This is a genomic window from Brevundimonas sp. FV1ye4L, assembly GCF_058681255.1.
Genome location: NZ_CM178734.1, coordinates 1,332,227 through 1,358,857 on the forward strand (window position 1 = coordinate 1,332,227; position 26,631 = coordinate 1,358,857).

General features: G+C 67.4%; 29 protein-coding genes and 1 pseudogene. 12 read left to right on the top strand and 18 right to left on the bottom strand.

Features of this window, described 5'->3' with window-relative positions; translation table 11 throughout:
* Positions 1-88 precede the first annotated feature (88 nt).
* Positions 89-583, top strand: a complete 495-nt coding sequence (locus tag ACW17X_RS06415; protein WP_492100150.1) for a group III truncated hemoglobin — start codon at positions 89-91, stop codon at positions 581-583.
* An 11-nt stretch (positions 584-594) separates the two neighbouring features.
* On the opposite strand, the gene ACW17X_RS06420 is transcribed toward ACW17X_RS06415, so the two are convergent.
* Together ACW17X_RS06420 and ACW17X_RS06425 are read right to left on the bottom strand one after the other, a co-directional pair.
* Complete coding sequence (locus ACW17X_RS06420) at positions 595-891, bottom strand: type II toxin-antitoxin system RelE/ParE family toxin (protein WP_492100151.1); 297 nt, start codon at positions 889-891, stop codon at positions 595-597.
* Positions 888-1,175 carry a hypothetical protein gene (locus ACW17X_RS06425; RefSeq protein ID WP_492100152.1) on the bottom strand — a complete coding sequence of 96 codons (288 nt, stop codon included), beginning with the start codon at positions 1,173-1,175 and terminating at the stop codon, positions 888-890. Before ACW17X_RS06425 ends, ACW17X_RS06420 begins: the two co-directional genes overlap by 4 nt.
* Positions 1,176-1,305: 130 nt before the next feature.
* Here ACW17X_RS06425 and uvrA point away from each other — a divergent pair, with 130 nt between their 5' ends.
* Positions 1,306-4,248 carry an excinuclease ABC subunit UvrA gene (gene uvrA, locus ACW17X_RS06430; protein WP_492100153.1) on the top strand — a complete coding sequence of 981 codons (2,943 nt, stop codon included), beginning with the start codon at positions 1,306-1,308 and terminating at the stop codon, positions 4,246-4,248.
* A 3-nt stretch (positions 4,249-4,251) separates the two neighbouring features.
* On the opposite strand, the gene ACW17X_RS06435 is transcribed toward uvrA, so the two are convergent.
* Complete coding sequence (locus ACW17X_RS06435) at positions 4,252-5,112, bottom strand: hypothetical protein (protein WP_492100154.1); 861 nt, start codon at positions 5,110-5,112, stop codon at positions 4,252-4,254.
* Positions 5,113-5,152: 40 nt separating this feature from the next.
* Positions 5,153-5,944, bottom strand: a complete 792-nt coding sequence (locus ACW17X_RS06440; RefSeq protein ID WP_492100155.1) for a hypothetical protein — start codon at positions 5,942-5,944, stop codon at positions 5,153-5,155.
* Between the two features lie 76 nt (positions 5,945-6,020).
* Between ACW17X_RS06440 and trmFO the strand changes: the two genes are divergently transcribed.
* From trmFO to ACW17X_RS06455, 3 genes are all read left to right on the top strand, one after another.
* Positions 6,021-7,415: a methylenetetrahydrofolate--tRNA-(uracil(54)-C(5))-methyltransferase (FADH(2)-oxidizing) TrmFO gene (gene trmFO / locus ACW17X_RS06445; RefSeq protein ID WP_492100156.1), complete on the top strand. Its 1,395-nt coding sequence runs from the start codon at positions 6,021-6,023 to the stop codon at positions 7,413-7,415.
* 349 nt (positions 7,416-7,764) lie between these two features.
* A complete protein-coding gene (locus ACW17X_RS06450) occupies positions 7,765-8,070 on the top strand; it encodes a hypothetical protein (protein ID WP_492100439.1) in 306 nt (101 codons plus the stop codon).
* Between the two features lie 132 nt (positions 8,071-8,202).
* Entirely contained in the window at positions 8,203-8,673 is a 471-nt protein-coding gene (locus tag ACW17X_RS06455) for a DUF6789 family protein (RefSeq protein ID WP_492100157.1), read from the top strand.
* A gap of 76 nt (positions 8,674-8,749) precedes the next feature.
* Here the strand turns inward: ACW17X_RS06455 and ACW17X_RS06460 are convergent, their stop codons facing one another.
* From ACW17X_RS06460 to ACW17X_RS06480, 5 genes are all read right to left on the bottom strand, one after another.
* Positions 8,750-9,265, bottom strand: coding sequence for a F0F1 ATP synthase subunit B (locus ACW17X_RS06460; protein ID WP_008258724.1), 516 nt, complete (start codon positions 9,263-9,265; stop codon positions 8,750-8,752).
* Positions 9,265-9,837, bottom strand: coding sequence for a F0F1 ATP synthase subunit B family protein (locus tag ACW17X_RS06465; RefSeq protein WP_492100158.1), 573 nt, complete (start codon positions 9,835-9,837; stop codon positions 9,265-9,267). Before ACW17X_RS06465 ends, ACW17X_RS06460 begins: the two co-directional genes overlap by 1 nt.
* A gap of 68 nt (positions 9,838-9,905) precedes the next feature.
* Positions 9,906-10,130, bottom strand: coding sequence for a F0F1 ATP synthase subunit C (locus ACW17X_RS06470; protein ID WP_008261286.1), 225 nt, complete (start codon positions 10,128-10,130; stop codon positions 9,906-9,908).
* A 56-nt stretch (positions 10,131-10,186) separates the two neighbouring features.
* Positions 10,187-10,972, bottom strand: coding sequence for a F0F1 ATP synthase subunit A (locus ACW17X_RS06475; RefSeq protein ID WP_492100159.1), 786 nt, complete (start codon positions 10,970-10,972; stop codon positions 10,187-10,189).
* 6 nt (positions 10,973-10,978) lie between these two features.
* Positions 10,979-11,338 (bottom strand): AtpZ/AtpI family protein, encoded by a 360-nt coding sequence (locus ACW17X_RS06480; RefSeq protein ID WP_373997411.1) that lies wholly within the window; start codon positions 11,336-11,338, stop codon positions 10,979-10,981.
* A 238-nt stretch (positions 11,339-11,576) separates the two neighbouring features.
* Between ACW17X_RS06480 and ispH the strand changes: the two genes are divergently transcribed.
* A complete protein-coding gene (gene ispH, locus ACW17X_RS06485) occupies positions 11,577-12,548 on the top strand; it encodes a 4-hydroxy-3-methylbut-2-enyl diphosphate reductase (RefSeq protein ID WP_492100160.1) in 972 nt (323 codons plus the stop codon).
* Here ispH and ACW17X_RS06490 read toward each other — a convergent pair.
* From ACW17X_RS06490 to ACW17X_RS06515, 6 genes are all read right to left on the bottom strand, one after another.
* On the bottom strand, positions 12,520-14,082 hold the full coding sequence (locus ACW17X_RS06490) for an ATP-binding protein (protein ID WP_492100440.1): 1,563 nt from the start codon (positions 14,080-14,082) through the stop codon (positions 12,520-12,522). The genes ispH and ACW17X_RS06490 overlap by 29 nt on opposite strands.
* A 131-nt stretch (positions 14,083-14,213) precedes the next feature.
* Positions 14,214-14,873: an SMC-Scp complex subunit ScpB gene (scpB, locus tag ACW17X_RS06495; protein WP_492100161.1), complete on the bottom strand. Its 660-nt coding sequence runs from the start codon at positions 14,871-14,873 to the stop codon at positions 14,214-14,216.
* Positions 14,874-14,894: 21 nt separating this feature from the next.
* Positions 14,895-15,713, bottom strand: coding sequence for a segregation and condensation protein A (locus tag ACW17X_RS06500; RefSeq protein ID WP_492100162.1), 819 nt, complete (start codon positions 15,711-15,713; stop codon positions 14,895-14,897).
* Positions 15,710-16,759 carry a beta-N-acetylhexosaminidase gene (gene nagZ, locus ACW17X_RS06505; protein WP_492100163.1) on the bottom strand — a complete coding sequence of 350 codons (1,050 nt, stop codon included), beginning with the start codon at positions 16,757-16,759 and terminating at the stop codon, positions 15,710-15,712. Before nagZ ends, ACW17X_RS06500 begins: the two co-directional genes overlap by 4 nt.
* The gene (locus tag ACW17X_RS06510; RefSeq protein ID WP_492100164.1) at positions 16,756-17,541 is read right to left on the bottom strand and encodes an SPOR domain-containing protein; all 786 of its coding nucleotides are present in this window, start codon (positions 17,539-17,541) and stop codon (positions 16,756-16,758) included. The genes nagZ and ACW17X_RS06510 overlap by 4 nt, the downstream gene beginning before the upstream one ends.
* 81 nt (positions 17,542-17,622) lie before the next feature.
* Positions 17,623-18,804, bottom strand: a complete 1,182-nt coding sequence (locus tag ACW17X_RS06515) for a deoxyguanosinetriphosphate triphosphohydrolase (protein WP_492100441.1) — start codon at positions 18,802-18,804, stop codon at positions 17,623-17,625.
* Positions 18,805-18,955: 151 nt separating this feature from the next.
* On the opposite strand from ACW17X_RS06515, the gene erpA reads away from it, so the two are divergent.
* Positions 18,956-19,273, top strand: coding sequence for an iron-sulfur cluster insertion protein ErpA (erpA, locus tag ACW17X_RS06520; RefSeq protein WP_492100442.1), 318 nt, complete (start codon positions 18,956-18,958; stop codon positions 19,271-19,273).
* Between the two features lie 6 nt (positions 19,274-19,279).
* Here the strand turns inward: erpA and ACW17X_RS06525 are convergent, their stop codons facing one another.
* From ACW17X_RS06525 to ACW17X_RS06535, 3 genes and pseudogenes are all read right to left on the bottom strand, one after another.
* On the bottom strand, positions 19,280-19,462 hold the full coding sequence (locus ACW17X_RS06525; RefSeq protein ID WP_492100165.1) for a hypothetical protein: 183 nt from the start codon (positions 19,460-19,462) through the stop codon (positions 19,280-19,282).
* A pseudogene (locus tag ACW17X_RS06530) lies at positions 19,459-20,645 on the bottom strand (PepSY-associated TM helix domain-containing protein). The gene ACW17X_RS06525 and the pseudogene ACW17X_RS06530 overlap by 4 nt, the downstream one beginning before the upstream one ends.
* A complete protein-coding gene (locus ACW17X_RS06535; RefSeq protein WP_492100166.1) occupies positions 20,555-22,726 on the bottom strand; it encodes a TonB-dependent receptor in 2,172 nt (723 codons plus the stop codon). Before ACW17X_RS06535 ends, ACW17X_RS06530 begins: the two are co-directional and overlap by 91 nt.
* A gap of 147 nt (positions 22,727-22,873) precedes the next feature.
* Between ACW17X_RS06535 and ACW17X_RS06540 the strand changes: the two genes are divergently transcribed.
* From ACW17X_RS06540 to ACW17X_RS06560, 5 genes are read left to right on the top strand one after another with little or no spacing between them, the layout of a single operon-like run.
* Positions 22,874-23,179 carry a metalloregulator ArsR/SmtB family transcription factor gene (locus ACW17X_RS06540; protein WP_492100167.1) on the top strand — a complete coding sequence of 102 codons (306 nt, stop codon included), beginning with the start codon at positions 22,874-22,876 and terminating at the stop codon, positions 23,177-23,179.
* Positions 23,176-23,856 (top strand): SdpI family protein, encoded by a 681-nt coding sequence (locus ACW17X_RS06545; RefSeq protein WP_492100168.1) that lies wholly within the window; start codon positions 23,176-23,178, stop codon positions 23,854-23,856. The genes ACW17X_RS06540 and ACW17X_RS06545 overlap by 4 nt, the downstream gene beginning before the upstream one ends.
* A gap of 29 nt (positions 23,857-23,885) precedes the next feature.
* Positions 23,886-24,821: an alpha/beta hydrolase gene (locus tag ACW17X_RS06550; RefSeq protein WP_492100169.1), complete on the top strand. Its 936-nt coding sequence runs from the start codon at positions 23,886-23,888 to the stop codon at positions 24,819-24,821.
* Between the two features lie 57 nt (positions 24,822-24,878).
* On the top strand, positions 24,879-25,682 hold the full coding sequence (gene ygfZ, locus ACW17X_RS06555; protein ID WP_492100170.1) for a CAF17-like 4Fe-4S cluster assembly/insertion protein YgfZ: 804 nt from the start codon (positions 24,879-24,881) through the stop codon (positions 25,680-25,682).
* 9 nt (positions 25,683-25,691) lie between these two features.
* Positions 25,692-26,450 carry a 3-oxoacyl-ACP reductase gene (locus ACW17X_RS06560; protein ID WP_492100171.1) on the top strand — a complete coding sequence of 253 codons (759 nt, stop codon included), beginning with the start codon at positions 25,692-25,694 and terminating at the stop codon, positions 26,448-26,450.
* The last annotated feature ends 181 nt before the right edge of the window (positions 26,451-26,631 follow it).

Here is a 26,631-nt window from a genome sequence, read left to right on the forward strand (position 1 = left end):
TGCGCAAGTCTGGCGTCGAACACGGCCGCGTGAGGTTGGGCGGATCGTCCAGTGGCGCGAGCTTCAACGCCCGGCTATTCCCCGCCCTATGGAAAGCCGTTTCCGCATCGAAGACCCCGCCGGCGCCGCCGCCCGTCGCGACGCCGCTGTTCAGCGCTTGCGCGACGAGACCGGTATAGACGAGGCGATGATCGACGCCCTGGTCGAGGGCTTCTACGCCCGCGTCCGTGACGACCGCCTGATCGGCCCGATCTTCGCTGACCGTATCACCGACTGGGCGCCCCACCTGGCGCAGATGAAACTGTTCTGGTCGTCCGTCGCCCTGTCGACTGGGGTCTATCAGGGGCGACCTATGCCGAAGCACCTGCCCCTGCCCATCGACGCCCGCCATTTCGATCGCTGGTTGGAGGTTTTCGTCGAGACGGCCCGCGACCTGTGCCCGCCCGTGGCCGCCAACCACTTCATCGAACGCGCCCGCCGCATCGCCGAAAGCCTGGAACTGGGCGTCGCGACCGCCAATGGAGTGATGCTGGCCAAGGGCGAGCGGTTCGTACGGCCGACGCAGGCGTGGACGCCGGAGTAGGTCAGGCCGGCCTAATCACCTGGCGAACGCCAATCCTCCCTTGAGTGGAAGACGTGGGAAACCACAACGCGTCGCCGCTCCACCCGATAGAGGATCACATAGGCTCCGTCGCCAAACGGGGCTTTGAGCCTACGGGCGCGGTCGTCGAGCTTCTGACCCCGGTTCGGCATATCAGCAAGCGAACGCAGCGCCTCCTTGAGCACGGAGCGCATACGCGCGACGGCCGACGGCGCGGCCTCAGCCAGGAAAGATGTCAGTCGCAGCAGATCCCGTTGCGCAGACGGGAGCACCACGACAGTGAACCTCATCTCGCCTTCGCGCGTAGTTTCTCGTCCAGAGCGGCGTCGAACGCGGCCAGAGCCTCTTCAAGCGGGATGGTCTCACCGGTCCGCTCATACTCCGCCCAGCGTTCCGCATCTTCCGTAACCCACGAGGCCGGATATTCGCTCACGCCTGCGATGCTGATGCCGCCGATTACGCCTTCGAGCGTCCGGATCGCATAGGCTGTCGGGTCCAAGCCGGCCGCCTCGGCAGCCGCCTTCAGCCAGCGCGCCTGATCTTCGTTTAGATGAATGTCGAAACCATCGGCCATGCCCGGATGGTACCTCAGCCCGCCAGTCGCCGCAATGTTCGCACATTGTTCTTGCTTCAATCGCGCAATTCATCCCCATATAGAGATGTCGCGCCGGACCCGACCGGCCCTACCCGCGTTCCCGGAATCCATGACCGAAAAGCACAACTTCATCCGCGTTCGCGGCGCTCGCGAGCATAATCTCAAGGGCGTGGACCTCGACATCCCCCGCGAACAGCTGGTGGTGATGACCGGCCTGTCGGGCTCGGGCAAGTCGTCCCTGGCGTTCGACACCATCTACGCCGAGGGGCAGCGCCGCTATGTCGAGAGCCTGTCGGCCTATGCGCGCCAGTTCCTGGAGCTGATGGGCAAGCCGGACGTGGACCTGATCGAGGGCCTGTCCCCGGCCATCTCCATCGAACAGAAGACCACCTCCAAGAACCCGCGTTCCACCGTCGGCACGGTGACCGAGATCCACGACTATATGCGCCTGCTGTGGGCGCGGGTCGGCGTGCCCTATTCGCCGGCCACCGGCCTGCCGATCGAGAGCCAGACCATCAGCCAGATGGTCGACAAGCTGGTCGCCCTGCCCGACGGCGAGCGCATCCTGCTGCTGGCCCCCGTCGCTCGGGGCCGCAAGGGCGAGTACAAGAAGGAAATCGCCGAGTGGCAGCGCCAAGGCTTCCAGCGGCTGAAGATCGACGGGCAATTCTATCCGATCGACGAAGCCCCGACGCTGGACAAGAAGTTCAAACACGACATCGACATCGTCGTAGACCGGATCGTCACCAAGCCTGACCAGGAAGCCCGCTACGCCGACAGCCTGCAGACCGCGCTCGGTCTGGCCGACGGCATCGCCAACGCCGAATGGGCCAGCACGGCCGAGGGCGAGACCGCGCCGCGCAGCCTGCTGTTCTCCGAACGGTTCGCCTGCCCGGTGTCCGGCTTCACGATCAGCGAAATCGAGCCGCGGCTGTTCTCGTTCAACAATCCCTTCGGCGCCTGCCCGGTCTGCGACGGCCTGGGAGTCAAGCTGGCCTTCGACGCCGATCTGGTGATCCCGGACCGCGACAAGAGCCTGCACAAGGGCGCCGTCTCCCCCTGGGCGCGCGGCCCCTCGCCCCTCTACACCCAGACGCTGCAGTCGCTCAGCCGCCACTACGGCTTCTCGATGGACGTGGCCTGGCGCGAGCTGCCGGCCCAGGCGCACAAGGCCATCCTGTATGGAACCGGCGCCGAGAAGATCAAATTCACCTACGACGACAACGCCCGCAAATATGAGGTCTCCAAGCCGTTCGAGGGCGTGCTGCCGAACCTGGAGCGTCGCTGGCGCGAGACCGACAGCGCCTGGGTGCGTGAGGAACTGGCGCGCTATCAGTCCGAGACGCCCTGCGACGCCTGCCACGGCAAGCGGTTGAAGCCCGAGGCCCTGGCGGTCAAGGTCGGCGGCCAGGACATCGCCGATGTCTCCACGCTCTCGATCAAGAAGGCCTACGACTGGGTTCTGGCCCTGCCCGAAGCGCTCAGCGAAAAGCAAATGGAGATCGGCCGCCGCATCCTGAAGGAGATCGGCGACCGGCTGCGCTTCCTGAATAACGTCGGCCTCGACTATCTGTCGCTGTCGCGATCCTCCGGCACCCTGTCGGGCGGTGAGAGCCAGCGCATCCGTCTGGCGTCGCAGATCGGCTCAGGCCTGACCGGCGTCCTCTATGTGCTGGACGAACCCTCCATCGGCCTGCACCAGCGCGACAACACCCGCCTGCTGGAAAGCCTGAAGGGGCTGCGCGACCTGGGCAACTCGGTGCTCGTCGTCGAGCATGACGAGGAAGCCATTCTGACGGCCGACTATGTCATCGACATGGGCCCGGCCGCCGGCGTCCACGGCGGCACGGTCTGCGCCGAGGGCACGCCCGCCGAGGTCATGGCCAATCCGAACTCCCTCACCGGCAAATACCTGACCGGCGAACGCGAGATCGAGATTCCTGTCGATGGTCGCCGTCCCATCGACCGCAAACGGATGCTGAAGATCAGCGGCGCCAGCGGCAACAACCTCAAGAGCGTGACCGGGGAAATTCCCGTCGGCGTCTTTACCTGCATCACCGGCGTATCCGGCGGCGGCAAGTCCACCTTCACCATTGAGACCCTGTACAAGGCCGCCGCGCGTCGCCTGAACAATGCGTCCGAAGCCCCCGCCCCCTTCGACCGGATCGAGGGGCTGGAGCATTTCGACAAGGTGATCGACATCGACCAGTCGCCGATCGGCCGCACCCCGCGCTCGAACCCGGCGACCTACACCGGCGCCTTCGGCCCCATCCGCGACTGGTACGCCGGCCTGCCGGAATCCAAGGCCCGCGGCTACGGACCCGGCCGGTTCAGCTTCAACGTCAAGGGCGGCCGCTGCGAGGCCTGCCAGGGCGACGGCGTCATCAAGATCGAGATGCACTTCCTGCCCGACGTCTATGTCACCTGCGACGTCTGCAAGGGCAAACGCTATAACCGCGAGACGCTGGAGATCGTCTTCAAGGGCAAGTCCATCTCGGACGTGCTGGACATGACAGTCGAGGAGGCGGCGACCTTCTTCAAGGCCGTGCCGCCGATCCGCGACAAGATGCTGACGCTGGAACGGGTGGGCCTGGGCTACGTCAAGGTGGGCCAGCCGGCGACCACCCTGTCCGGCGGCGAGGCCCAGCGGGTCAAGCTGTCCAAAGAACTGTCGAAACGCGCCACCGGCCGCACCCTGTACATCCTCGACGAGCCGACCACCGGCCTGCATTTCGAAGACACCCGCAAACTGCTGGAGGTGCTTCAGGAACTGGTCGAGGCCGGCAACACCATCGTGGTGATCGAGCACAATCTGGATGTCATCAAGGTCGCCGACTATCTGCTCGACTTCGGCCCCGAAGGCGGCGACGGCGGCGGCGAGATCGTCGCGGTCGGCACGCCCGAACAGGTGGCCGACAACAGCGCCAGTTGGACCGGCAAATACCTCAAGGAAGTGCTGGACCGGCACGAGACCCGCCGCAAGGCGCGGGTCGCGGCCTTGGGCGGGTCGGTGGAGCCGGCGAAGAAGAAGCGGGCGAAGGCCTCGGCCTGACGGTCAGGCGATGTCGCGAACAGTGGCGGCGAACGGCGTCCACAGCAGCACCGAAACCAGCATCGCGCCAAACGGAATCAGCAGAAGCAGCAGCAGGTTCGGGACCAGGGCTGCCGCGCCCCCTCCTCCAAGAGCGGCGCCCAGAGGCCAACCGATCAGGAACAACAGCACCACGACGAAAAGCGCCATGACGAAGGCCAGGACCATGATCCCCAGCAGCGGCCAAAAGACGCGCCCCGACATGCGCCAGCCTTCAGCAAAGCTGAACTTGTGACGCTTCAACGTCAAAGGGGCGATCAGCGACAGCCGCACGCTGAGAAACACCGATAGAGCCAGGCCCAGGAGATTGAAGAAGAATCCCCCAAGCAACCCCACAGCCTCGCTCGAAAATCGAACCAGGAACTCGCTGGCGCTGCTGACTGTGAAGCTGATGACGGTAACGACCACCGTCACGATCAACAGACGAACCTCATCCAGCCCCATGCGCAGGAAGCCGAAAGCCTTCTTCTCCGGCTCCAGCACGGCTCGGTAAACTGCGGCCGAGACAATGGTCTGAACCCCGATCACGAAGGGCGCCGCGATCGCCATCATCAGGTAGACCGCGCGCGTCGCCTCGGCGGAAAGAGCGGTCGGATCGCCCGAGGCAGCCTGGATTTCAGCGGCATAAGGCGCCGCGACCGGTACGGCGACCATTGAGGCGATAAACAACCCCGCCAGCCAGACGAGCGCCCAGAGGAGAATAGGCAGGGGATTGGCGCGGGTGACGCGAAATCCCTCAAAAGCCGCGTCCGTCGCGGAAAAGCTCATATTCAACTCCAGCCCAAAAAGCGTCGGAAGAGCGGTAAGATACTGCACCACGGTCAATCGCTTAGACCGAAACCGTCCCCGACGTCGCGGACCTTCTCTAGCTCTCGGTTGATTGTGGCGTCCAGTACTCCAGCTGCCGATAGGCCGCGCCCAGAAACGCCATCGTCAGCGGCGCCTCGAGACCGCACAGAGCCACCGCCGACACGGTCCAGCCGACACCCCCCGACAACATGCCCCCGCCCGCCAAAACCAGCAGCCCGACCTTGGGCAGGCCGACGACGACCAGTCCGCCCAGCAACGGCCAGAAACTGCCCTGGGCGACACCCATGCTGTTCAGCGACACCATGTGTCCCCGCCCCAGGGTCGCCGGCGCGAACAGCGACAGCCGTACGACCATCACCAGCAGGCCATACAGGGCCAGCAGGGTCACGAGCGCCAGCAGCGCCAACTTCCAAACCGGCCCGACCGCCGCCCAGTTCCGTTGGTTGATCGCCTCGGCGTCCAGACCCGCCATGCCGAACACCGCCAGCAGCAAGAGGGCGACGACGGACAGGATCATGGCCATGAAGACCGCGCACAACAGGGCGGCCCCCAGCAGGCGAAACTCGGGTAGGCGAAACTGAAGCCCCGCCGGACCCAGCCCCAGTCGTTTCGCCGCCTGCCTGTCATCGCTGATGGCGATCCGCGTCAGGCCGCCGATCAGCGCCAGTGTCGCCATCAACCCAAAGGGCGCCCAGATCACACGCGCTGCGCCCGGCGCCAGCCAGGCCGAACTCCACACCAGAATCCCGACCAGGATCGCGCCCCAGGCGCCGCGCCAGGCGCGCGGAAGCCCCGCGAAGGCCGCCGACAGGGCTTGGCCCAGCCGCAGATGACGATGACTGCTCACGCTTACGCCCCCATATCCCCCCTCCGACATAGCAGGGGATCATGACATCACGCCAGACGACCGCTAGAAGGCCGCGATGACTGCTTCCCCCTCTCCTTCCCCTATTCACGTCATCGGCGGCGGCCTCGCCGGCTCGGAGGCCGCCTGGCAGATCGCCCAGGCCGGCGTGTCCGTGATCCTGCACGAGATGCGCGGCGTCCCAGGCGTAAAGACCGACGCTCACCAGACCGACGGCCTGGCCGAACTGGTCTGCTCCAACTCCTTCCGGTCGGACGATTGGGAATACAACGCCGTCGGCCTGCTGCACGCCGAGATGCGGGCGCTGGACTCGATCATCATGGCCTGTGGCGACGTCAATCAGGTGCCGGCAGGCGGCGCCCTGGCCGTGGACCGTGACGCCTTCTCCGCCGCCGTGACGGCGAAGCTGGCGGCCCACCCGCTGATCACCATCGTGCGCGAGGAGATCGGCGGCCTGCCGCCTGAGGACTGGGACAATGTCATCGTCGCCACCGGCCCCCTGACCTCGCCCGCCCTGGCCGAGGCCATCCTGAAGGCGACGGGCGAGGAAAGCCTCAGCTTCTTCGACGCCATCGCCCCCATCGTCCACGCCGACAGCATCGATTTCGACATCGCCTGGCGTCAGTCGCGCTATGACAAGGAAGGCCCGGGCGGCGACGCCGCCGCCTACGTCAACTGCCCGATGGACAAGCCCCAGTACGAGGCCTTCATCGACGCCCTGCTGAACGGCCCCAAGGCCGAGTTCAAGGACTGGGAGCACGTCCCCTATTTCGACGGCTGCCTGCCGATCGAGGTCATGGCCGAACGCGGCCGCGAGACCCTGCGCCACGGCCCGATGAAGCCGGTCGGCCTGACCAATCCGCGCGACCCGCTGGTCAAGGCCTACGCGATCGTCCAGCTGCGCCAGGACAACGCCCTGGGCACCCTGTTCAACATGGTCGGTTTCCAGACCAAGCTGAAGCACGGCGTCCAGGCCGAGACCTTCCGCATGATCCCCGGCCTCCAGAACGCCCAGTTCGCGCGCCTGGGCGGCCTGCACCGCAACACCTATCTGAACAGTCCCCAGTTGCTGGACAAGCAGTTGCGGCTCAAGGCCATGCCCCGCCTGCGCTTCGCCGGCCAGGTGACCGGGGTCGAAGGCTATGTCGAAAGCGCGGCCATGGGCCTGCTGACCGGCCGCCTCGCCGCCGCGCAAGCGCTGGGCCGCGACCTGTCGGCGCCCCCGCCCGAGACCGCCATGGGCGCCCTGGTCGAACACATCACCGGCGGACACCTGGAAGGCTCCAAGTTCCAGCCGATGAACATCAACTACGGCCTGCTGCCCCCGCTTGAGGCGCCCAAGGTCGACGAAACGGGCAAACGCATCCACCCCAAGGAACGCGGCCGGGCCAAGAAGCGGCTGCAGAGCATCCGCGCGATGGACAGCCTGAAGGCATGGCGGGATGCGGGCTGAGGCTCAGCCACTTGAGGGTGGCTACGGTTAGGGCCGCGCGCCCATTGTGTCCGGAGGGCAACAGCCGGGCGCCCTTGGTCAATCATGACCAAAGCTTCACATCGTAGACACGGATCGGCCATGGACACACGGTCTTAACGGGGCTGTGGCAGGTTGGCCACGGTCGCTCTTTCCCTTCCCGAGCCGGGATCGGGCGGTCGTTGCGATCGTTGTCACTGGGCCTCCTCCCTCCTCTCCGTCTGGCGCCGTCTTGACCTTCGCAACTGCGATCCGCCTTCCGTCCTCCCGCTCGCGCAGCCGCACGCTGCGCGCTTTGAAGCGTTGGGCGCTGATGGCCGGCGGATTGTTCGTGGTCCTGCTTGGGATCCTGATCGCCCCACTGCCCGGCCCGGGTGGGATTCCCGTCATCGCCGTCGGCCTGATGCTGATCCTCAAGAGCTCCTTCTGGGCCAAGCGCCAGTTCATCCGCGCCCAGTACGCCCGGCCGAAGTGGGTCTATCCCTTCCGCCGACTCATGCGGAAGAAGCCCGAGTTCGCCCCGGTCTTCTGGCAGCAGGCGCTGCGGGCCGAAAAGGTCGTGCTTAAGAGACCCCGTCGTCGCCTGATCCGGGCACGGAAGAAGCTGCGGCGCTATTTCCGGAAGCTTTTCCGCTAGTTGACAGGCTATCTCGCGGTTGCGTTGTCGCAACTGCTAACCACATCATCGTGAACGCCCTTCTCCCTCTACAGGCGTATTCTGCCGGGGCGTTATCAGAGAACCACCAATGCGTTGGGAGGCGCTAAGGTCATGATGTCACGCGTACAAAAGGGCATGATTGCGGGTCTCGCCGCCACCATTGCCGTTTCCTTGCTTGAAATACCCAATCTGTTCCTGAACTGGTTCGACCCCTTTCAGGGGGTGATCGCCACCATGATCGGCATGCCCGGCAACATGGCCGTCGGCTGGGCGATCCACGCCGTCAGCGGCGTCTTCATCCTGGGGCCGCTGTTCGGGGTGCTGTGTCCCCGCATGCCTACGGACACTCCGGAAACCAAGGGCATCGTCTTCGCTGTCGGGGCCTGGGTGGTGATGATGGGCGCCATCATGATGTTCGGCGACTACCGAACCTTCACCGCAGCCGCCGGCTTCGGCACCTTCGGCTGGCTGCTGATCACCCACGCGGTGTTCGGCATCGTGCTGGGCAATGTCTATGCCCGACTGGTGACGCGCGAGAAGCGGCATGCGGCGCACTTCATGGACGGCGCCACCGCCCACTGAAGCGGGCAACCGAAAATAAGAAAAAGGCCCCCAGCGACGCCGGGGGCCTTTTTTCGTTCAGCTGAGCCGGCCGTGCTCAGTTCAGGCGGTCGCCGATCTGGGCGATGGCAGCGTCGAGCAGCGGGTCCTTGGCGCCACCGGCGAGGCGGGCAGCCAGGATCTGTTCCGCAGCCTTGGCGGCTAGGTCGGCAGCGGCGGCCTTGACCTCGGCGGAGGCTTGGGCCTCCGCCTGGGCGATGCGGGTTTCGGCCATCTTCTGGCGACGGGCCAGGGTCTCTTCCAGCTTGGCCTTGGACTCGACCTCCAGACGACGGGCGTCGGCTTCCGCCTGGGCCATCATCTCGGCGGCCTGAGCCTCGGCCTCGGCCTTCTCCTTGCGGATCTGGGCCAGCAGGGCCTCGGCCTCGGCGCGCAGACGGGCGGCCTCGTCCAGGTCAGCCTGGATCTTGGCGCCCTTGGCGTCCAGCTGGGCGGCGGCGATCTTGGGCACGCCGGCGGCGATCAGGATGCCGAAGAAGATCAGCAGGCCGATGCCGACCCAGATCTCCGCATTGGCGAAGCTCCAGATGCCGTGTTCGAAGATCAGGTTCATCAGACGGCTCCCTTGGCCGTAGCCAGTTCGGCCGAGGTGGCGGCCTTGCCGGTCAGGCGCTCGACCATGGCGGCGGCGGCGTCGGAGGCGATGACGGCGACATTCGCCATGGCGGCGTCGCGCGTCTTGCCGATGGCGGTCTCGGCCTCGGCGATGCGGGCGTTGACCACGGCTTCTTCAGCGGCCTGACGGGCATTGGCGTCTTCGGTCACGCGGGCCTTGGCGGCGGCGGCCATGGCGCGGGCGTCGGCGCGAGCCTTGGCGACCTCGGCCTGAGCCAGGGCGGCCTGTTCGGCGGCCTCGGCCTGGACCTGACGCGCGGTGGCGACGGCGGTGGAAATGGTGTCGGCCCGTTCGTCCATCACCTTGCGAAGGCGAGGCGCGAAGACCTTGGAGACCAGGACGTACAGGATGACGAACAGGATCAGCAGATAGCCGATCTGGCCCGCCCAGTGTTCAAACTGGAATTGCGGCAGGCCGCCCGAGCCGTGCTCGGCGGCGGTCGCCGTCTCGGCGTGCAGGTCCGCTTCGACCGAAGCGGGAAGCGCGTCGTTGGTGTGGGTGCTGGCCATGAACCGTCTGCTGCAGGATCAGATGAAACGGCGCGCGGGCGAACCCCGCGCGCCGGTATCGGCTGATATCAGCCGAAGATCATCAGGATGCCGAGCACGAAGGCCAGGATGCCCAGGGCTTCGGCCAGAGCGGCGCCGACGAACAGGTTGCCGACTTGGCCGGCGGCGGCCGACGGGTTGCGCAGGGCGCCGGCCAGGAACTGGCCGAAGATGTTGCCCACGCCCAGGGCCGAACCGATCATGCCCAGGGTTGCGAGACCGGCACCGATGTACTTGGCGGCTTCAGCGTCCATGATTGTATTCCTAGATTAAGTCGTTGGTGGTTGGGGTGAAGAGACTGGTCCGGCCCTTAGTGGGCGTGGTCCAGGTTGACCACATCATTCAGATAGATGCAGGCCAGAACGGCGAAAACGAAGGCCTGGAGGAAGGCCACGAGAAACTCCAGCGCGGTCAGCGCCACGACCATGCCCAGCGACAGGGCCGCAACCGGGAAGGCCAGCAGGCCGACGCCGCCGCCCAGACCCAACAGGCCCAGCGAAACGACGAAGCCGGCGAAGATCTTCAGCGCGACGTGGCCGCCCAGCATGTTGCCGAACAGACGAAGCGCCAGGGTGACCGGACGGAGCAGGAAGGAGACGAACTCGATCAGGCCGACGACCGGGCGCAGCGCCAGCGGCGCGCCCATGGGCCAGAACAGCTTGAAGAAGCCCAGGCCGTTCTTGGCGAAGCCGACGACCAGCACCAGGCCGAAGGTGATCAGGGCGAAGGTGACCGTGATGGCAAGCTGCGAGGTCGCCGTGAAGGTCAGGAACAGACCCAGGATGTTCATGCCCAGGATCAGGACGAACAGGGTGAAGACGAACGGGAAATACTTGCGGCCTTCGTGACCGATGATCGAGTCTGCCAGATTGTCGATCAGGCCGAACAGGCCCTCGCCGGCGGACTGAAGACGACCCGGGACGACCTGGGCGTTCGATGTCACGGCGGCCAGGAAACCGACGATCACGACGAAGGCGGCCGTCATGGCGATGTGCGAATTGGTGATCGCCAGATCGACAGCGCCCAGCACAGGCAGGGTCACGTCAGGAAGGTCGATGACCTTCTGAATCTGAAACTGATGAATCGGATCGGCCATGAAGCCCTATCGTTCCCCGTCTTCGTCGGCCTCGACGTAAGGATCGGCCGGAGCCGGTGTCCCTAACGCCTTGGCCTGCGCCATCAGCCGGTTTGCTGTGCGACGCGCCATGTAAATCGACAAGGCGAAGCCCAACAGGACCCCGCCGATCAAACCCCACGGGCGGGTCCCAAAGACCCAATCCGCGATAAATCCGAACGCCAGACCTATCAGAACCCCGCCGAGAAGCTCGGCGATGATCTTGTAGGCCTGCCCCGCCACCTGATGGCCGGTCAGCTCGGCGGATTTCTCCGCCGTCGTCCGCGCCTCCAATGCGGATGCGCTGTCTTGGAGGCGTTTGATCGCCTCTTCGCGCGATTCCGACATGGGGGACAGGACCTGTGCGCTCAGCGCCTGAACAAGCTGTTCGGGCGGGTCTGAATTCGGCGCGGAAACTAATCGTGAGCGGCCGGTTGGTCAAGGCGTCGTGACTCGAAGCTAAATCTTTGTTCGGCATGATCTTTCGTCCAAAACAGCGTGACCGTGGCGATGCGTCGCTGTCTGAGGGCGGGGATTCGCTCGCTCCGCATGGCGATATGACGCGCGAACGACTAGGTTGGCGGCCATGAACATGCACGTCCCCTCCCCCTCGCCCGAACGTCGCTCCATCGCGGTGAGGCTGGCGACGCCGCGCGGCTTCTGCGCCGGGGTGGACCGGGCGATCCAGATCGTCGAGCGCGCCATCGAGAAGTTCGGCGCCCCCGTCTATGTGCGCCATGAGATCGTCCATAACCGCCATGTGGTCGAGCGGCTGAAGTCGATGGGGGCTGTGTTCGTCAAGGAACTGGACGAATGCCCGGATGACCGGCCCGTCGTCTTTTCGGCCCACGGCGTGCCCAAGTCGGTGCCCGCCAACGCCCAGGCGCGCCAGCTCCTGTTCCTCGACGCCACCTGCCCCCTGGTGTCCAAGGTTCATGTCGAGGCCGAGCGTCATCATGCCGCAGGCCGCCACATCATCCTGATCGGCCACGCAGGCCACCCGGAGGTGATCGGCACCATGGGCCAGCTGCCGCCGGGCGCCATCAGCCTCATCGAGACCGAGGCCGACGCCGAATCGTTCGAGCGGCCGGGCGACGCGCCCCTGGCCTATGCGACCCAGACCACCCTGTCGGTCGACGATACGGCGGGCATATTGAAGGTGCTGAAGCGACGCTTCCCCGAACTGCCCGACCCGCACAAGGAAGACATCTGCTACGCCACCACCAACCGCCAGGACGCGGTCAAGGTGCTGGGCGAGGGCTGCGAACTGGTGCTGGTGGTCGGGTCCAAGAACTCGTCCAACTCGGCCCGGCTGGTCGAGGTGGCGATGCGCGCCGGCGCCCGCGACGCCCGGCTGGTCGATGACGCCTCCCAGGTGGACTGGGCCTGGTTCGACGGGGTTCAGACGGTGGGCGTCACCGCCGGAGCGTCAGCGCCTGAACCGCTGATCGCGGCCCTGGTGGACGCCATCGCCGAACGGTTCGACGCCACGGTGACCGAGGACGGCGGCGCGCGCGAGACCGTGACCTTCAAGCTGCCGCGGCTGTTGACGACCTGAGCGCAGGCGCCAGCGGCAGGGTGACGCGGAACAGACTGCCGCAGCCCGGGCTGCTTTCGACCTCGATCCGGCCGCCCATCAGCCGCGCCAGACCATTGGCCGCCGTCAGCCCCAACCCAAGCCCCTCGGCGGTGCGGGTGCTGCTGTCGTCGCCCTGGACGAAGGCGTCGAACAAAACCGCCGCTTCCGCCTTGGTCATGCCCGGCCCCGTGTCCTGAACCTCGAAGGTCAGGCCGTCGCGATCCAGCGCGCGCACGATCACCTCGCCCGAAACGGTAAATCGGATGGCGTTGTGAACCAGGGCGCCGAGCAGCTTCTCCACGTGCACGACATCCCCGATCCATTCACCCTCGACCGCATCGACCCTCAATTTCAGCCCTTTGGCTGAGGCTTCGCTGCGGTGATCGCCATAAAGACCGCGTAGAAGGGAGACGGGTCGGAAGGGACGTTCGTCCAGCGTCACGACGCCGTCACCCAGTCTGACGACGTCGAGCAAGTCTTCGATCAACCGCAGTTGGCGGTTGCCGGACTCCTTCAGCACGTTGAGTCGTTCCCGCTGCCGGGGCGTAAGAACGTCCTGGCCCAGGATTTCGGCCATGCCGAGCACGCCGTTCAGCGGCGTGCGCAGTTCGTGGCTGACGTTGGACAGGAAGCGGGTCTTGGCCGCGTTCGCCGCCTCAGCATGTTTCAGGGCGGCGGACAACGCCGCCTCAGACGACCGCAGACGCCGCATGTCCGTCAACATCCGCCACATCAGCAAGCCGCCGCCCGCCGCCAGCAAGGCCATCATCAGCAACAGAAGCGGCAATGCGTGGGTCAGGATACTGTAGCCGGGGCGCTCGGGGGTCCAGACGACCTGGCCGAGTGGACGGCCTGCGGGGTCGAAGATGGTGATCCCCGTCATGCCATCGATCGGCTGGGTCCCTGCTTGAAAGTGGGCGTCGGACAGGCCCAGACGGGTACGGAGCCATTGCACCTCGGGCTCGAACGCCTTGAAGGACACAATGATGGGATCCGCTGCGGGAACGACGCCGGCCGGGGTGTGACGAACCACGGTCGAGACCCCCACCACATAGATGACGCCGTCGACATCGATGAAGCTCGTCTTCAGCAGGCCCGCCGCCGCGCCGTGGGTCGAACGATCACGATCCCGAGCCTGGGCCGCGAGTTGATCGACCAAGGGGCGGGCCGCACGCGACATAGGGTCGGTTCCATCCGCATGCGGCGGCCGATCGGCATGATTGGCTCGAAGGAGGCGACCTGACGGATCATAACTGAGGGTCGCCAGATGTCCGTGTCGGGAGGTGTAGAAGCCGCCCACAAAGCGGTCGAACCACAATGCGGTGGTAGGCGCGCTCAACTCCCGCACCGCCTCGTCCCAGATCGTCACCGGCGCCAAATCCTCGCCGACGGTCTCAACGACGCGGGCCAGTCTGAGACCGACCACAGCCTGTTCGCGCGCGCGCTGATGGTCGTCGATACCCTTGCTGACAATGCTCAGCACGCCGATCATGCCGACGACGACCGCTAGCATCAGCACGGCAACGATCCGGAAACCGGTCAAATCTGACTTCACGCAGCGTCCCCCGTATACTGCCGCAAGCTAACGGCGGTATGCGCTAGACCCTCGTTAATGGAGCTATAGGGGCTTCCCCCTAATCGCCCCTAGTCGCCGACGAAGTCCTGGGCGAACTCGGGCGCGTCGTCGTCCATGACGGGCCCCTCATCCTCGGTGGCGTCGGTGCGGCCCGGATCAGGCAGTTCGAAGCCCACGGGCAGCGACAGATCCAGCAGCCCGGCGGCCTTCATCTCCTGCACCCCCGGCAGATCATACAGACTGGCCAGCCCGAAATGTTCCAGGAACCGGTCGGCGGTGGCGTAGGTGACGGGCCGCCCGGGCGTGCGCCGACGACCGCGCAGCCGCACGAAACCCATCTCCAGCAACAGGTCCAGGGTGCCCTTAGACAGAGTGACGCCGCGCACGCTTTCGATCTCGGCGCGGGTGACGGGCTGGTGGTAGGCGATGATGGCCAGGGTCTCGAGCGCCGCCCGGGACAGTCGGCGCGGCTCCTCGCGCTCCTCGGTCATCATGAAGGCCAGGTCCGTCGCCGTCCGGAACCGCCAGCGGTCGGCGACGCAGTCCAGCTCGACGCCCCGCCCTTCGTACCGGGCGCGCAGGCCCGACAGGGCGCGGGCGACGTCGGCGTTTTCCGGCAGGCGGGCGGCGATCTCGCCGGCGCTCAGCGGACCGGCGGCGGCGAACAGCAGGGCCTCGACCCGGCGCTCGATCTCGCCATCGTCGGGTTGGAAGGAGAGGTCAGACATGGGCCCTCGTCAATCCGCGCATCACGACGTCAGCTCCAGCGGATGCCCTTCTCCCCGCCGCTTCAGATACAGGTCCGCGAACGGCGCCGTCTGGCGAATGTCCATGGCGCCCTCCTTCACCAGCTCCAGGCTGGCCGACAGGGTCGAGGCCGTATAGCTGGCCTGGCTGGGACCGTCCGCGTCGTCGCGATGGGGCGCTACCTGATCCAGCGGGGTCCAATCCGCCAGACGGGGCATGATCTCGCGCAGCCAGTCGCGCGCCGCCTCCAGCGGAAAGGCCTCGACCCGCTGGCCGGGCGAATAGCGCCGCGACTCCTCGCGCCGGCGCTGGGTCACATAGGCGCTCATCAGGTCATACAGGCTGGCGTCGATCCGGTCGGACGGAACGATCACCGTCGCCTCGGGGTCGCCGCGGGTGAAGACGTCGCGCTTCAGCTGGGGCCGGGCCAAAAGCTGGTCCACCGCCTTGCGCATGGCCTCCAGCTTCTGCAGCCGGAAGGCCAGGGCGGCGGCCATGGCCTCGGCCGGCGGCTCCTCGCCCTTGTCCTTTTCGGTGCGCGGCAGCAGCAGGCGGGACTTCAGATAGGCCAGCCAGGACGCCATTACGAGATAGTCGGCCGCCAGGGCGAAGTTGCGCCGCCGCGCCTCGTGCACGAAGGCCAGATACTGTTCCGCCAGCCGGGTGATCGACAGTTTCAGCAGATCGACCTTCTGCGTCCGAGCCAGGGCCAGCAGGACGTGCAGCGGCCCCTCATAGCCGTCCAGATCGACGACGAAGGCTTCGCGTTCCTCGACCTCCTCAGCGTTGAAGTCGAGGTTCGGCTGAAACGCCTCTCTCACGCCTGCGCCTCCCCCACGTCCGGTCCTTTCGCCGCGTCCATCTTGCCGGCCATCGCCCGGAAGAAACGTTCGTGCCCCGCGACCGGATCGAGGGGCTCCGGAACACGGACGATCCGCGCCATCGCCGCCTCGGCCCTGGCCTTCGCCTTGCCCTTCAGCTTGCCTGTCGCCTCGGCCACGGCCTGCATCTCGGCCAGGTCGCCGTTGCAGTGGAGCACCACGTCGCAGCCCGCTTTCAAGGATTGATGCGCCCGCTCGCCCAGGGATCCCCTCAGAGCCTGCATCGACAGATCGTCGCTCATGATCAGGCCAGAAAAACCAAGATGCCCCCGCATCATCTTGATCGCCTTCTTCGACTGGGTCGCCGGGCGCTTCTTGTCGACGGCGGTGAAGACGATGTGCGCCGTCATGGCCCAGGGCATGTCCGACAGCGCCTTGAAGGGCGCGAAGTCCCAGGCGTCGAGCGTGTCGAAATCGGCGTGGACCGTCGGCAGATCCTTATGGCTGTCGGCGAAGGCTCGGCCGTGGCCCGGCATATGTTTGATACAGGGCAGGACCCCGCCGGCCAGCAGGCCCTCCGCCGCCGCACGACCCAGCAGGGCGACCGTGGCCGGATCCTGGCCATAGGCGCGGTCGCCGACGATGTCGTGGGACCCGGGCACCGGCACGTCCAGCACCGGCAGCAGATCGACATTGATCCCGACCTCGCGCAGATCATGCGCCATCAGCCGCGCGCCCAGCCGCGCCAATTCGCGCGCCTCCATCGGGTCATTCGTCGCCTTCAGATAGGCATTGCCCGGCGGGTATTTGGGCCAGTGAGGCGGCCCCATCCGCTGAACCCGCCCACCTTCCTGGTCGATCAGGATCGGCGCGCCGGCGTCGCCGATCGCGGCGCGCAGCTCTTCCGTCAGGGCCCGCACCTGTTCCGGGCTGTCGATGTTGCGCCGGAACAGCACGAAGCCCCACGGCCGCGCCTCGGCGAAGAAGGCGCGTTCATCCTCCGTCAGCCGGTGGCCTGCGCAGCCGTAAATGGCGGCGGAAGTCACCGAACGATGCAATCCCGCCCAGCGGCCTTCAGGGCGTTGCAGAAGGCGACCGCCCGCTCGCGCGACAGGCCCGTGAAGGTGGTGCGGTACAGGGTCGAGCCGCTGGACGAGGTCACCTCGGTCACGCGCTTCTCGGCGCCCGACGCATATTGGCCGAAGCGGCCGGCGACGGCGGCGTATTCCCGGTCGGCGATCTCGGTCGAGGAGAAGGCGCCGATCTGGACCGAGGCCGAACCGCTGGCGGCGGCGGGGGCTGTCGCGGCCGGAGCGGCGGGCGTCGGGGCCTCGGCCTTGGGCGCCGGGGCGGCGGGACGGGGCGCGGGGGCGGCCGGCGGCAGGCCCTGGCCGGTCGGAGCGGCGGTCGGGGGCGCGGCCGGACGCGGCTGGGGCGCCTCGGGCGGCGGGGTGAAGGTCACGGGGGCGTCGGTGGTCTCGGCCTCGTCGCGATAGACGCGGACGCCTGCGGCCGGATCGACCGGCTGGGCGTCGACCGGCGCGGCGGTCTTCATCTCGCCGACGGGCTGACCCACGGCGGGCGGCGCGTCGGTCGAGGCGCGCATGCCGGACCGGTAGAAGAAGATCACGGCGATGATCAGCACCAGCAGGATCACGGCGCTGACGATCAGGGTCACGGGCGGCGACTTGCCCCCGCCCGACCCGACATTGCGACCGCCGCCACCGCCGGCGCGCGGATCATAGGAGTTGCGACGGAACGGCAGGTCATCGTCGGTCGGGGGCGTATAGGCGCCCTGGCCGGGTCGGTTGTCGTCATCAAAAGACATGGTCGCGCTCCGCCGTTCTGTCCGACGCAGCGAATCGGCGCGTCGAACGGTTAGTCTAACGCCCCGCCGCGGTCTTTCGAATCACAGATCGAGCGCCAGGTCGAGGCTGAACAGTTTCTGGTGGACTTCTATCGCGTAGCGGTCGGTCATCCCGGCGATATAGTCGCACACGGCCCGAGCCCGGGCCGTCCGGTCGTCGGTCGCGGCGGGCACGCCCCACTCCGGCGGCATCACCTCCGGCTCGGCCATGAACAGTTCGAACAGTTGCGACAGCACCCGTCGCGCCTGGCTGCGCGTCCGGTTGACCCGGTAGTGGCGATACATCCGCTCGAACAGGAATTTGCGCAGAATGGCCAGGTCCGCATGCATCGACCGTGAGAAGTCCACCATGGTCCGCGTCGCCGTGCGCACGTCCTCGGTCGAACCGATCCGGTCCTCCTCCAGCCGCCGCGCCGTCTCGGCCAGGACGTCCTCGACCATGACGCCGATCATCCGCCGCACGGCCTCGATCCTAAGCATCCGGTCGTCGATGGCCGGCCAGTCGCGCCGCACCTCGGCCAGCATGGGTCCGATCAGCGGCACCTGATCGAGGTCTTGCAGGGTGATCAGCCCCGCCTGCACCCCGTCGTCCACATCGTGGTTGTTGTAGGCGATGTCGTCGGCGATGGCGGCGCACTGGGCCTCCAGCGAGGCGAAGGTGCCCAGGCGCAGATCCCAGCCCGCCTCCCCGCCCGTCCGGTAAGGCCGCACCACCGACCAGGCCGGCTCGTCCAGCCGGTGCGACACCGGGCCATTGTGCTTGATGACGCCCTCGACCGTCTCCCAGCTCAGGTTCAGCCCGTCGAACTGCGGATAGCGGTTCTCCAGCTCGGTCACCACGCGGAAGCTCTGGACATTGTGGTCGAAGCCGCCGTGGTCGGCCATCTGGATGACCAGTTCGTCCTCGCCCGCATGGGCGAAGGGCGGATGGCCCAGATCGTGGGCCAGGGCGACCGTCTCGGCCAGATCGTCGTCCAGCCTCAGCGCATGGGCCAGCGACCGCGCGATCTGAGCCACCTCCAGCGAATGGGTCAGGCGGGTGCGGTAGTGATCGCCCTCATGCGCGACGAAGACCTGGGTCTTCTCCTTCAGGCGGCGAAAAGCCGTCGCATGGATAATGCGGTCGCGGTCGCGCGCGAATGCCGTGCGGGTCCGGCTGGGCGGCTCGAAGAAGCGGCGCCCCTTGGTCAGATCGGCGCGTTCGGCGTAGTGGGCGAGAGGCATATGGCTCAAGTCATCAACTTTGAGGCTGCTTTGATGCGGGCGGCCCTTTGCGAACGCCCTTGCGCGCCTCATATAGACAGCCGTGAGCACCGTCCAATCCACAGAACCGTCCACACCCGCCTTCAGCGTCGCCACGCGCGCGCCGGAAGGCATAGTCCTGGCCGCCAGCGCCGCCAAACGCCTGGCGAAACTGGGCGCGGCAGAGGGCAAGACCCTGATGCTGCGCGTCGCCGTCGATGGCGGCGGCTGTTCGGGCTTCCAGTACCGGCTCGAACTGGTCGAGACGGCCGAGGACGACGACCTGCGAATCCAGGCCGACGGCCAGACCGCCCTGATCGACCCCGTCTCGGTCCCCTTCCTGAAGAATTCCGAGATCGCCTATGTCGACGAACTGGCCGGCGCCCAGTTCGTGGTCCGCAACCCCAACGCCGCCTCCAGCTGCGGCTGCGGCGTCAGCTTCTCGATCTGACGACGGTCAGCGTCGGCGTCGGATCAAGGCCCAGACGGTGACGATCACGGTCGAGGCCAGCAGGATCGAAAAGACCGCATCCCAGACGCCGTCCCCCAGCAGGGCGCCGATCAGCCCCGTCAGGCTCAGCACGAAGACCGCGACGGGCGCGCCGAAGATGGCCCACAGATTCAGGTCCTTGCGGCTCATGCCGGTTTCCGCCGCGCCTTGACCAGCCAGAGGTAGAGGCCGGACCCCAGGATGGCGATGGTCGCCAGGTCCAGCAGCGCCCAAAGGATTTTCAGCCCCAGCCCGCCATAATCGCCGAAGTGAAGCGGCTGCGACAACGACAGGGCCTTCACATACCAGGGCGTGGGGGCGACGGCGGCCAGCTCCCCGGTCCGGGCGTCGATCAGGGCCGGCGTGGTCAGATGGGCCGTCAGCGGCGTGTCGCCGTGGAAGAAGACGGCATAGTGGTGATCGGTCGAATAGTCGGTGCCCGGGAAGGCGACGAATTGCAGCGTCATGCCCGGCAGGGCCTGTTTCGCCCGCTCCACCGCCGCATCCAGCGAGGCCCGCTCGCCGGTCGGAGCCGGGGCGTCATAGGCGACGGTCAGTTCCTTCAGCGCCGTGTTCTTCCAATAGGCCAGGATCGGCGTGGCCAGGGTGTTGACGACGCCCGTCGCACCGACCACCAACAGCCAGGCCACGGTCACCACGCCCAGCAGGTTGTGATAGTCCAGCCACCGCGTCCGCGCCGACTTGGCCGCGCGCACCGTGCCGAACGGCAGCCGCCGCATGAAGGGGGCGTACAGCACCACCCCCGACACCACGGCCACGATCAGCATCAGACCCATCAGGCCCAGGAACAGCATGCCCGGCAGGCCCAGGAACATGTCGGTGTGCAGCTGGAGCAGGAACTCCATGACCGGATGGCCGGCCACCGGCGGGGCGACCGCGCCGCTGGTCTGGTCGATCGGCTCGAAGCTGTAGGCGCCGGACGGGCCGTTCGGATCCACGCTGGTGACGTTCACCACCGGCCGGTCCTCGTCGAAGCTCATGAAGGCGGGGACCTCGCCCGGGTGAAGCGCCAGGCCTGCGGCCAGCACTTCGTCCAGGCTCAGCAGCGGTCCGCCCGGATTGGCCGGCGTCCACGCCTGCTCCAGCAGGACCTCTTCGATCTCATGGGAAAAGACTAGCGGCAGGCCCGTGACGCACAGCATCAGCAGGAAGAGCGTGGAGACCAGGCTCGACCATTTGTGCGTCCAGGACCAGGCGCGGATGGTCCGCGTCTTCATCCGATCAGAATTCCGCCGAGACCGACAGGCGGAAGGTGCGCGGCGCGCCCAGGGTCAAATAGTTCGAACCCGGATAGCCCCCGACGGCGACCCACTGGTCCTCGTCCGCGAGGTTCTCGACCCGCGCCCGCACCGTCAGATCCTTGCCGCCGGCGACGAAGGCGTAGCGCAGGCCGGCGTCGAACCGGGTCCATTCTTCCAGCTCCAGCGTGTTGGTCGCATTGGCGGGCTGCGCGCCGGTATGGACCGCACGGCCCTCCAGCGTCAGGCCGCTGACCATCGGCACGTCCCATTCGACATTGGCGTTGATCTGGAAGTCCGGCACGCCGATGGCGGATTTGCCCGCGTTCGCGGCGGTCAGCGAGCGGTTGATCTCGGCCTCCAACCAGGTCGCGCCGCCGATCAGGCGCAGGCCGGCGACCGGCTCGCCATAGACGGTCAGTTCGACGCCCTGGTTCTCCTGCTCGCCGCCGTCGGAGTAGACGGCGGTGTCGGGATCGAAATAGGCGCTCGGCAGGGTGGTGCGGAAGACGCTCAGCGTACCGCCGAACGACCCGGCGTCATACTTGGCGCCGACCTCGGCCTGTTCGGCGCGGAAGGGCGACAGGACCTCGCCGGCGTTCTCGACCGTCACGCCATTGACCACCGCCGGCGCCGTCGTGCCGGGCACAAGGGCCTCAGCATAGTTGGCGTACAGCGAGATCTTGTCGCTGGGCTTGTAGACCAGGGCGAAGGCCGGCGTGGTCGCGTCGCTGGAATAGGACGAGAGCCCGGCGGCGGTGTTGTAGTCGTAGGAGCCGGTCTTGATCTCCTGATAGCGGACGCCGACCGTCGCCAGCAACCGGCCGTTCAGGAACGACAGGCGGTCGGCCACGGCGACCGAAGAGTTGCGGACCCGCTCCGTCACGTTGGGATCATCCAGATCGCCGCCGACGAAGAAGTCCGGGGTCGGGGCGGCGACGAAGACGGGATTGTACAGGTCGCTGGCGAAGCCCGAGAAGTTCGAGAAGGCGTAGGCGTTCCTGGACTTCGACTGCACCTGAGAGGCCGACACCACCAGACGGTGCTCCACCGGGCCCGTAGTCACGTCGGCGCGCATCCCGACGTCGCCCGACCAGACCGTGTCCTCGCGCACATTGTCGAACCGATAGGCGCTCAGGGTTCCGTCGGCCTGGGCGGTCGGGTTGGCCAGGACATTGTCTTCCTTGCCCTGACGCCCGCCGAAGGCCGCCCAGGCGGTGACGCTGTCGGTGATGTCAAACTCGCCGCGCGCGGCGCCGAACAGCTGTTCCTCATCGGTATAGGTCCAGGGCTGGGCGAAGTTCTTGTCGGCGGAGGGCGCCTCGGGAACCCCGCCGGAAGGCGTGACGGTCGGACGCGGCGCGTCGATGCGATGGTCCTGCCAGCCCAGGTCGGCCGAGAAGCGGGCGCGGTCGCCCCGGCGGTCGACGCCCAGGCCGATCACGCGCAGCTGGCCGTTCTCGTTCTCCACCGAGCCCTCGCCGTCGCGGCTGACCAGGTTCAGGCGCGCGCCCCATTCTTCCTCGGCCCCGAAGCGACGGGCCAGATCGGCGGCGGCGTAGATCTCGTCATTGCCCGACACCCCGGCGGTCAGGCGCGTCAGGGGTTCGCCGGCGCGTTTGGGCGTCAGGTTGAAGGCCCCGCCCACGCCCGTCCCGCCCGGCGCGGCGCCGTTCAGAAAGGCGCTGGCGCCGCGAAACACCTCGACCCGCTCGATCAGTTCGGCCGCCACGAACTGGCGCGGCAGCACGCCGTACAGGCCGTTGTAGCTCATGTCGTCCGAGAAGACCGGGAAGCCCCGGATCACATACAGCTCCTGGAAATTGCCGAACCCCTTGGACACCCGCACCGTCGGATCGTTCTGCAGCACGTCGCCGATGCCGCGCGCCTGCTGATCGCGGATCAGTTTCTCGGTGTAGTTGCTGGTCGAATAGGGCGTGTCCATCACATCCATATTGCCCAGCAGACCGACCCGCCCGCCCGTGGCCACCTGCCCGCCGGCCGCCACGCTGGTCAGCCGCACTTGCGAGCCGGTGACGACGATCTCGTCCAGCTCGGCGGGCGCAGTCGCCGCCTGCTGGGCCAGGGCGGGCGTGGCGACAGTGAGGGCCAGCAGGCTGGCGGCGCAGGCGAGACGGCGGGTCGAGCGAGCCATGGTTTGCAAAATATTCTCAAGATCAAGGAAGAGGCGGCTCATACGCCTTGATGCGATTGCCTTGCAATGGCGCACCTTGTCTCGCCTCCGCGCGTCTTGCCGCACCCTCTCTTGCAATTAGCCCATCCCCTAATTAGGATCTTTCCTATGAACACCCTGTTCAAAGCCCTGTCGCATCCGGTGCGCCGTCGCATCATCGCCATGCTGCGCGCCGGTCCTTTGGCCTCCGGCGACATCGCCGCCGGCTTCGACATGAGCTGGCCGACGATCACCGGCCACCTCAACGCCCTGAAGGAAGCCGGTCTCGTCAGTCCCGAGCGCGAGGGCCAGACTATTCGCTACCGACTGGAAATCTCCGCGGTCGAAGAGGCCATGGCCTTTCTGATGGACATCGTCGGCACGGGCGCCGCCGCCGAGGTCATGCCCGACGCCGCAAAGGAGCCGCGTCGATGAAGGACCGCCTGTCGCTGCTCGACTATCTGACCCTCGCCGTCTTCGCGATCCAGGCGGCCTTCGCCCTGCATATCGGCTTCAACGGCCCGACCACGCCGATGCCGATGCACTGGAACAGCGAGTTTCAGGTTGATCGCTGGGGCAACCGGGTCGAGTTCGCGACCTTCCTCGGCGGCATGACCCTGATCGGCTTCATCGCCACAGCCGGACTGGGCCTGGGCGCCCTGCGCGCCGTGTCTGAAGGCGACGCCTCGCGCGGCCGTTCCTTGCGGATCGGCCAAGGCATAAGCCTTTTCGTCTTCGCCGCCATCGGCCTGCTGATCAGCTGGACAGGCCTGGGCAACGCCACCACCGAGACCGGGCCGGTCGTGACCATGGCGGGCGTGTCGCTGATCCTTCTGGTCCTGGGCGCCTTCCTCGGCCGGACCGCGCCCAATCCGGTGGTCGGGGTCCGCACGCCCTGGAGCTACAAAAGCCGCCTGGCCTGGGACCGCTCCAACAGGCTCGCCGGGCGACTGTTCTTCCTGCTGGGCCTCGCCGGCCTTATCGCCGCGCCGCTTGCGCCCCAGCCGCTGGGCGCCCTGTCCCTGCTCATCGCCGCCCTGATCGTCGCCGCCCTCTCGGTGTTCGAGAGCTGGCGCGTCTGGCGCAGCGATCCCGACCGCCAGCCCTTCTGAACCCGATCCGCCCCGTCAAGGAGACCGCCATGTTCAGCCTCGCCCTCGCCCTGCTCGCCGGCCCGGTCTCGACCGAGATCGCCCTGCCCGCCCAACCCGCGCCGCTTCACGGAACCCTGCTGACGCCCGAGAATGCGAGCGCCGTCGGGGTCATCCTGCCCGGCTCCGGCCCGACGGATCGGGATGGGAACAGCCCCATGGGCGTCTCAGCTTCGACCTACCGCCTGCTGGCGGACGGGCTGGCGGCGCAGGGAATCGCCACTCTTCGCATCGACAAGCGGGGCGTAGGCCAGAGCGCGGGGGCCGGAGGAGATGAGTTCGATCTGCGCTTTGACGCCTATGTCGCCGACGCCCGCGCCTGGGCCGCCGAGGCCGCCGGCCGCGCCGGCAAGCCCTGCGCCTGGCTGATCGGCCACAGCGAGGGCGCCCTTATCGCCCTGAAGGCCGTCGAAGGCGGCGACGGCCTCGAATCCAGCAAAGTCTGCGGCCTGGTCCTGCTGTCCGGCGCCGGCCGTCCGGCGGGCGCGGTCATCCGCGAACAGTTGGCCGCCCTACCGGAACCGATGAAGACCCAGGCCTTTTCCGCCCTGACCGAACTGGAGGCCGGCCGCACCGTCGCCGATACGCCGCCCGCCCTGGCCGCCCTGTTCCGTCCGTCGGTCCAGCCCTATCTGATCTCCTGGCTGCCTCTGGACCCCGCCGCCCTGATCGCCGCTTACGGCGGCCCCGTCTTCATCGGCCAGGGGACCACCGACATCCAGGTTGGCGTCGCGGACGCCCAGGCCCTGGCCGCCGCCGATCCGCAGGCGACGCTGAAACTGTGGGATGGCGTCAATCATGTGCTGAAGACCGCCCCCGCCGACCGGGCCGCAAACATCGCCGCCTATTCCAACCCCGACCTGCCCCTTGCGCCGGGCGTGGTCGAGGATGTGGCCGCCTTCATCCAGGCCCGAACGCCGCACTGACGACTTGCGGCGACAACAGGTCTGGAGCCCAGGGGTCCGCGTCCCTATCTTGGCGCCATGCCCATCGCCCGCCTCTCCTCCCGCGCCCTCATCTCCGTCACGGGCGAGGAGGCCAGGCCCTTCCTGCACAATCTGCTGACCCAGGATGTGGAGACGCTGGGCGACGGCGAACTGCGGTTCGGCGCCCTGCTGTCCCCGCCCGGCCGGCTGCTGTTCGACCTGTTCATCCTGGGCGAGGCCGAGGGCGTCCTGCTGGACGTGGCCGCCGACCGCCGCGACGCCCTGATCCAGCGGCTGTCGATGTACAAGCTCCGCGCCAAGGTCCAGGTCGCCGCCGACGACCGCCCGGTCTTCGCCGCCTGGCCGGATGCGCCCGCCGGCTTCATTCCCGACCCCCGCACGCCCCTGATGGGCGGCCGCCTGTACGGCGAAGCGGCTGCGGACGCGACCGAGGCCGACTATGACGCCCACCGCCTGTCGGTCGGCGTCCCCGATCCGACCGCCGACGCCCCCCAGGACAAGACCTATCCGATCGAGGCCGATTTCGACCTGCTGAACGGCATCGACTTCCAAAAAGGTTGTTTCGTCGGCCAGGAGACCACCTCGCGGATGAAACGGCGGGGCTCGATCAAGAACCGCATGCTGCCCCTGGACTTCGACGCCCCCCCGCCCCCCTTCGGCGCCGAGGTGCTGAAGGGCGAACTGCGCGCGGGCGAGGTGCTGTCGGGCCGCGACGGTTCAGCAATGGCCCTGCTGCGCATCGACCGTCTCGACGGCGACCTGACGGTCGAGGGCCGCCCCGTGCGCTTGCGCAAACCCGCCTGGATGGGTCAGGACGTCCTTCCCTCCCCAACAGACTGAGACCCTCACATGAAGATCGCAGACCAGATCGTCCTCGTCACCGGCGGCGCGCGCGGCGTCGGCGCGGCCGCCGTCCGCGCTTTCGCGCGCGAAGGCGCCCGCGTGGTGATCAACTGGCGCGCCAGCGGCGAGGCCGCGACCGCCCTGGCGGCCGAGATCGGCGACCGCGCCATCGCCCTCCAGGCTGACGTGACCGACCGCGCCGCCGTCGACGCCCTGGTCGCCGCCGCACAGGCCCATTTCGGGGCCCCGATCACCACCGTCGTCAACAACGCCCTGGACTACAGCTTCAACGGCGACGCCCGGTCTCAGATGACCGACATCGCTTGGGACGATCTCGCGGCCCAGTTCTCGACCGTCGTGCGCGGCGCCCTGAACACCATCCAGGCCACGGCGCCGGGCATGGCCGCCGGCAATTTCGGCCGCGTCATCAACATCGGCACCAACCTGTTCCAGAACCCGGTCGTGCCCTATCACGACTATACCGCCGCCAAGGCCGCGCTCCTGTCCCTGACCCGCACCGCGGCCGGCGACCTCGGGCCCGACGGGATCACCGTCAACATGGTCTCCGGCGGCCTGCTGCGCACCACCGACGCCAGCGCCGCCACGCCGGACGCGGTCTTCGATCTGATCGCCGGCATGACCCCGCTGCGGTCGGTCACGACGCCGGAGGAATTCGCCGACGCCGCCCTCTTCTTCGCCTCGCCATGGAGCCGTGCGGTGACCGGTCAGAACCTGGTGGTCGATGGGGGCCTGGTCAGGGACTGAGGCGCCACGGCTTTCCTTCTCCCCTTGCGGGAGAAGGTGGCCCGAAGGGCCGGATGAGGGGTCCAGCGGTGGGCCAACTCGCACCACCTCCCCCTCACCCTTTCGCGCGAGACCGATCGCTACGCTCTCGGGCGCTCAAGCCCTCTCCCGGCGGGAGAGGGAACTGGACACACTCGAACAA

Excerpts from the sequence above, each read along its gene's own strand:
- ACW17X_RS06490 (WP_492100440.1), bottom strand. The coding sequence starts at position 14,082 with ATGCTAGCGGTCGTCGTCGGCATGATCGGCGTGCTGAGCATTGTCAGC.
- ACW17X_RS06455 (WP_492100157.1), top strand. The coding sequence starts at position 8,203 with ATGATGTCACGCGTACAAAAGGGCATGATTGCGGGTCTCGCCGCCACC.
- trmFO (WP_492100156.1), top strand. The coding sequence starts at position 6,021 with ATGACTGCTTCCCCCTCTCCTTCCCCTATTCACGTCATCGGCGGCGGC.
- ygfZ (WP_492100170.1), top strand. The coding sequence starts at position 24,879 with ATGCCCATCGCCCGCCTCTCCTCCCGCGCCCTCATCTCCGTCACGGGC.
- ACW17X_RS06415 (WP_492100150.1), top strand. The coding sequence starts at position 89 with ATGGAAAGCCGTTTCCGCATCGAAGACCCCGCCGGCGCCGCCGCCCGT.
- ispH (WP_492100160.1), top strand. The coding sequence starts at position 11,577 with ATGAACATGCACGTCCCCTCCCCCTCGCCCGAACGTCGCTCCATCGCG.
- ACW17X_RS06540 (WP_492100167.1), top strand. The coding sequence starts at position 22,874 with ATGAACACCCTGTTCAAAGCCCTGTCGCATCCGGTGCGCCGTCGCATC.
- ACW17X_RS06480 (WP_373997411.1), bottom strand. The coding sequence starts at position 11,338 with ATGTCGGAATCGCGCGAAGAGGCGATCAAACGCCTCCAAGACAGCGCA.
- ACW17X_RS06420 (WP_492100151.1), bottom strand. The coding sequence starts at position 891 with ATGAGGTTCACTGTCGTGGTGCTCCCGTCTGCGCAACGGGATCTGCTG.
- ACW17X_RS06425 (WP_492100152.1), bottom strand. The coding sequence starts at position 1,175 with ATGGCCGATGGTTTCGACATTCATCTAAACGAAGATCAGGCGCGCTGG.
- scpB (WP_492100161.1), bottom strand. The coding sequence starts at position 14,873 with ATGTCTGACCTCTCCTTCCAACCCGACGATGGCGAGATCGAGCGCCGG.
- ACW17X_RS06465 (WP_492100158.1), bottom strand. The coding sequence starts at position 9,837 with ATGGCCAGCACCCACACCAACGACGCGCTTCCCGCTTCGGTCGAAGCG.
- uvrA (WP_492100153.1), top strand. The coding sequence starts at position 1,306 with ATGACCGAAAAGCACAACTTCATCCGCGTTCGCGGCGCTCGCGAGCAT.
- ACW17X_RS06535 (WP_492100166.1), bottom strand. The coding sequence starts at position 22,726 with ATGGCTCGCTCGACCCGCCGTCTCGCCTGCGCCGCCAGCCTGCTGGCC.
- ACW17X_RS06545 (WP_492100168.1), top strand. The coding sequence starts at position 23,176 with ATGAAGGACCGCCTGTCGCTGCTCGACTATCTGACCCTCGCCGTCTTC.
- ACW17X_RS06515 (WP_492100441.1), bottom strand. The coding sequence starts at position 18,804 with ATGCCTCTCGCCCACTACGCCGAACGCGCCGATCTGACCAAGGGGCGC.
- ACW17X_RS06550 (WP_492100169.1), top strand. The coding sequence starts at position 23,886 with ATGTTCAGCCTCGCCCTCGCCCTGCTCGCCGGCCCGGTCTCGACCGAG.
- ACW17X_RS06510 (WP_492100164.1), bottom strand. The coding sequence starts at position 17,541 with ATGTCTTTTGATGACGACAACCGACCCGGCCAGGGCGCCTATACGCCC.
- ACW17X_RS06475 (WP_492100159.1), bottom strand. The coding sequence starts at position 10,972 with ATGGCCGATCCGATTCATCAGTTTCAGATTCAGAAGGTCATCGACCTT.
- ACW17X_RS06525 (WP_492100165.1), bottom strand. The coding sequence starts at position 19,462 with ATGAGCCGCAAGGACCTGAATCTGTGGGCCATCTTCGGCGCGCCCGTC.
- ACW17X_RS06470 (WP_008261286.1), bottom strand. The coding sequence starts at position 10,130 with ATGGACGCTGAAGCCGCCAAGTACATCGGTGCCGGTCTCGCAACCCTG.
- ACW17X_RS06460 (WP_008258724.1), bottom strand. The coding sequence starts at position 9,265 with ATGAACCTGATCTTCGAACACGGCATCTGGAGCTTCGCCAATGCGGAG.
- ACW17X_RS06560 (WP_492100171.1), top strand. The coding sequence starts at position 25,692 with ATGAAGATCGCAGACCAGATCGTCCTCGTCACCGGCGGCGCGCGCGGC.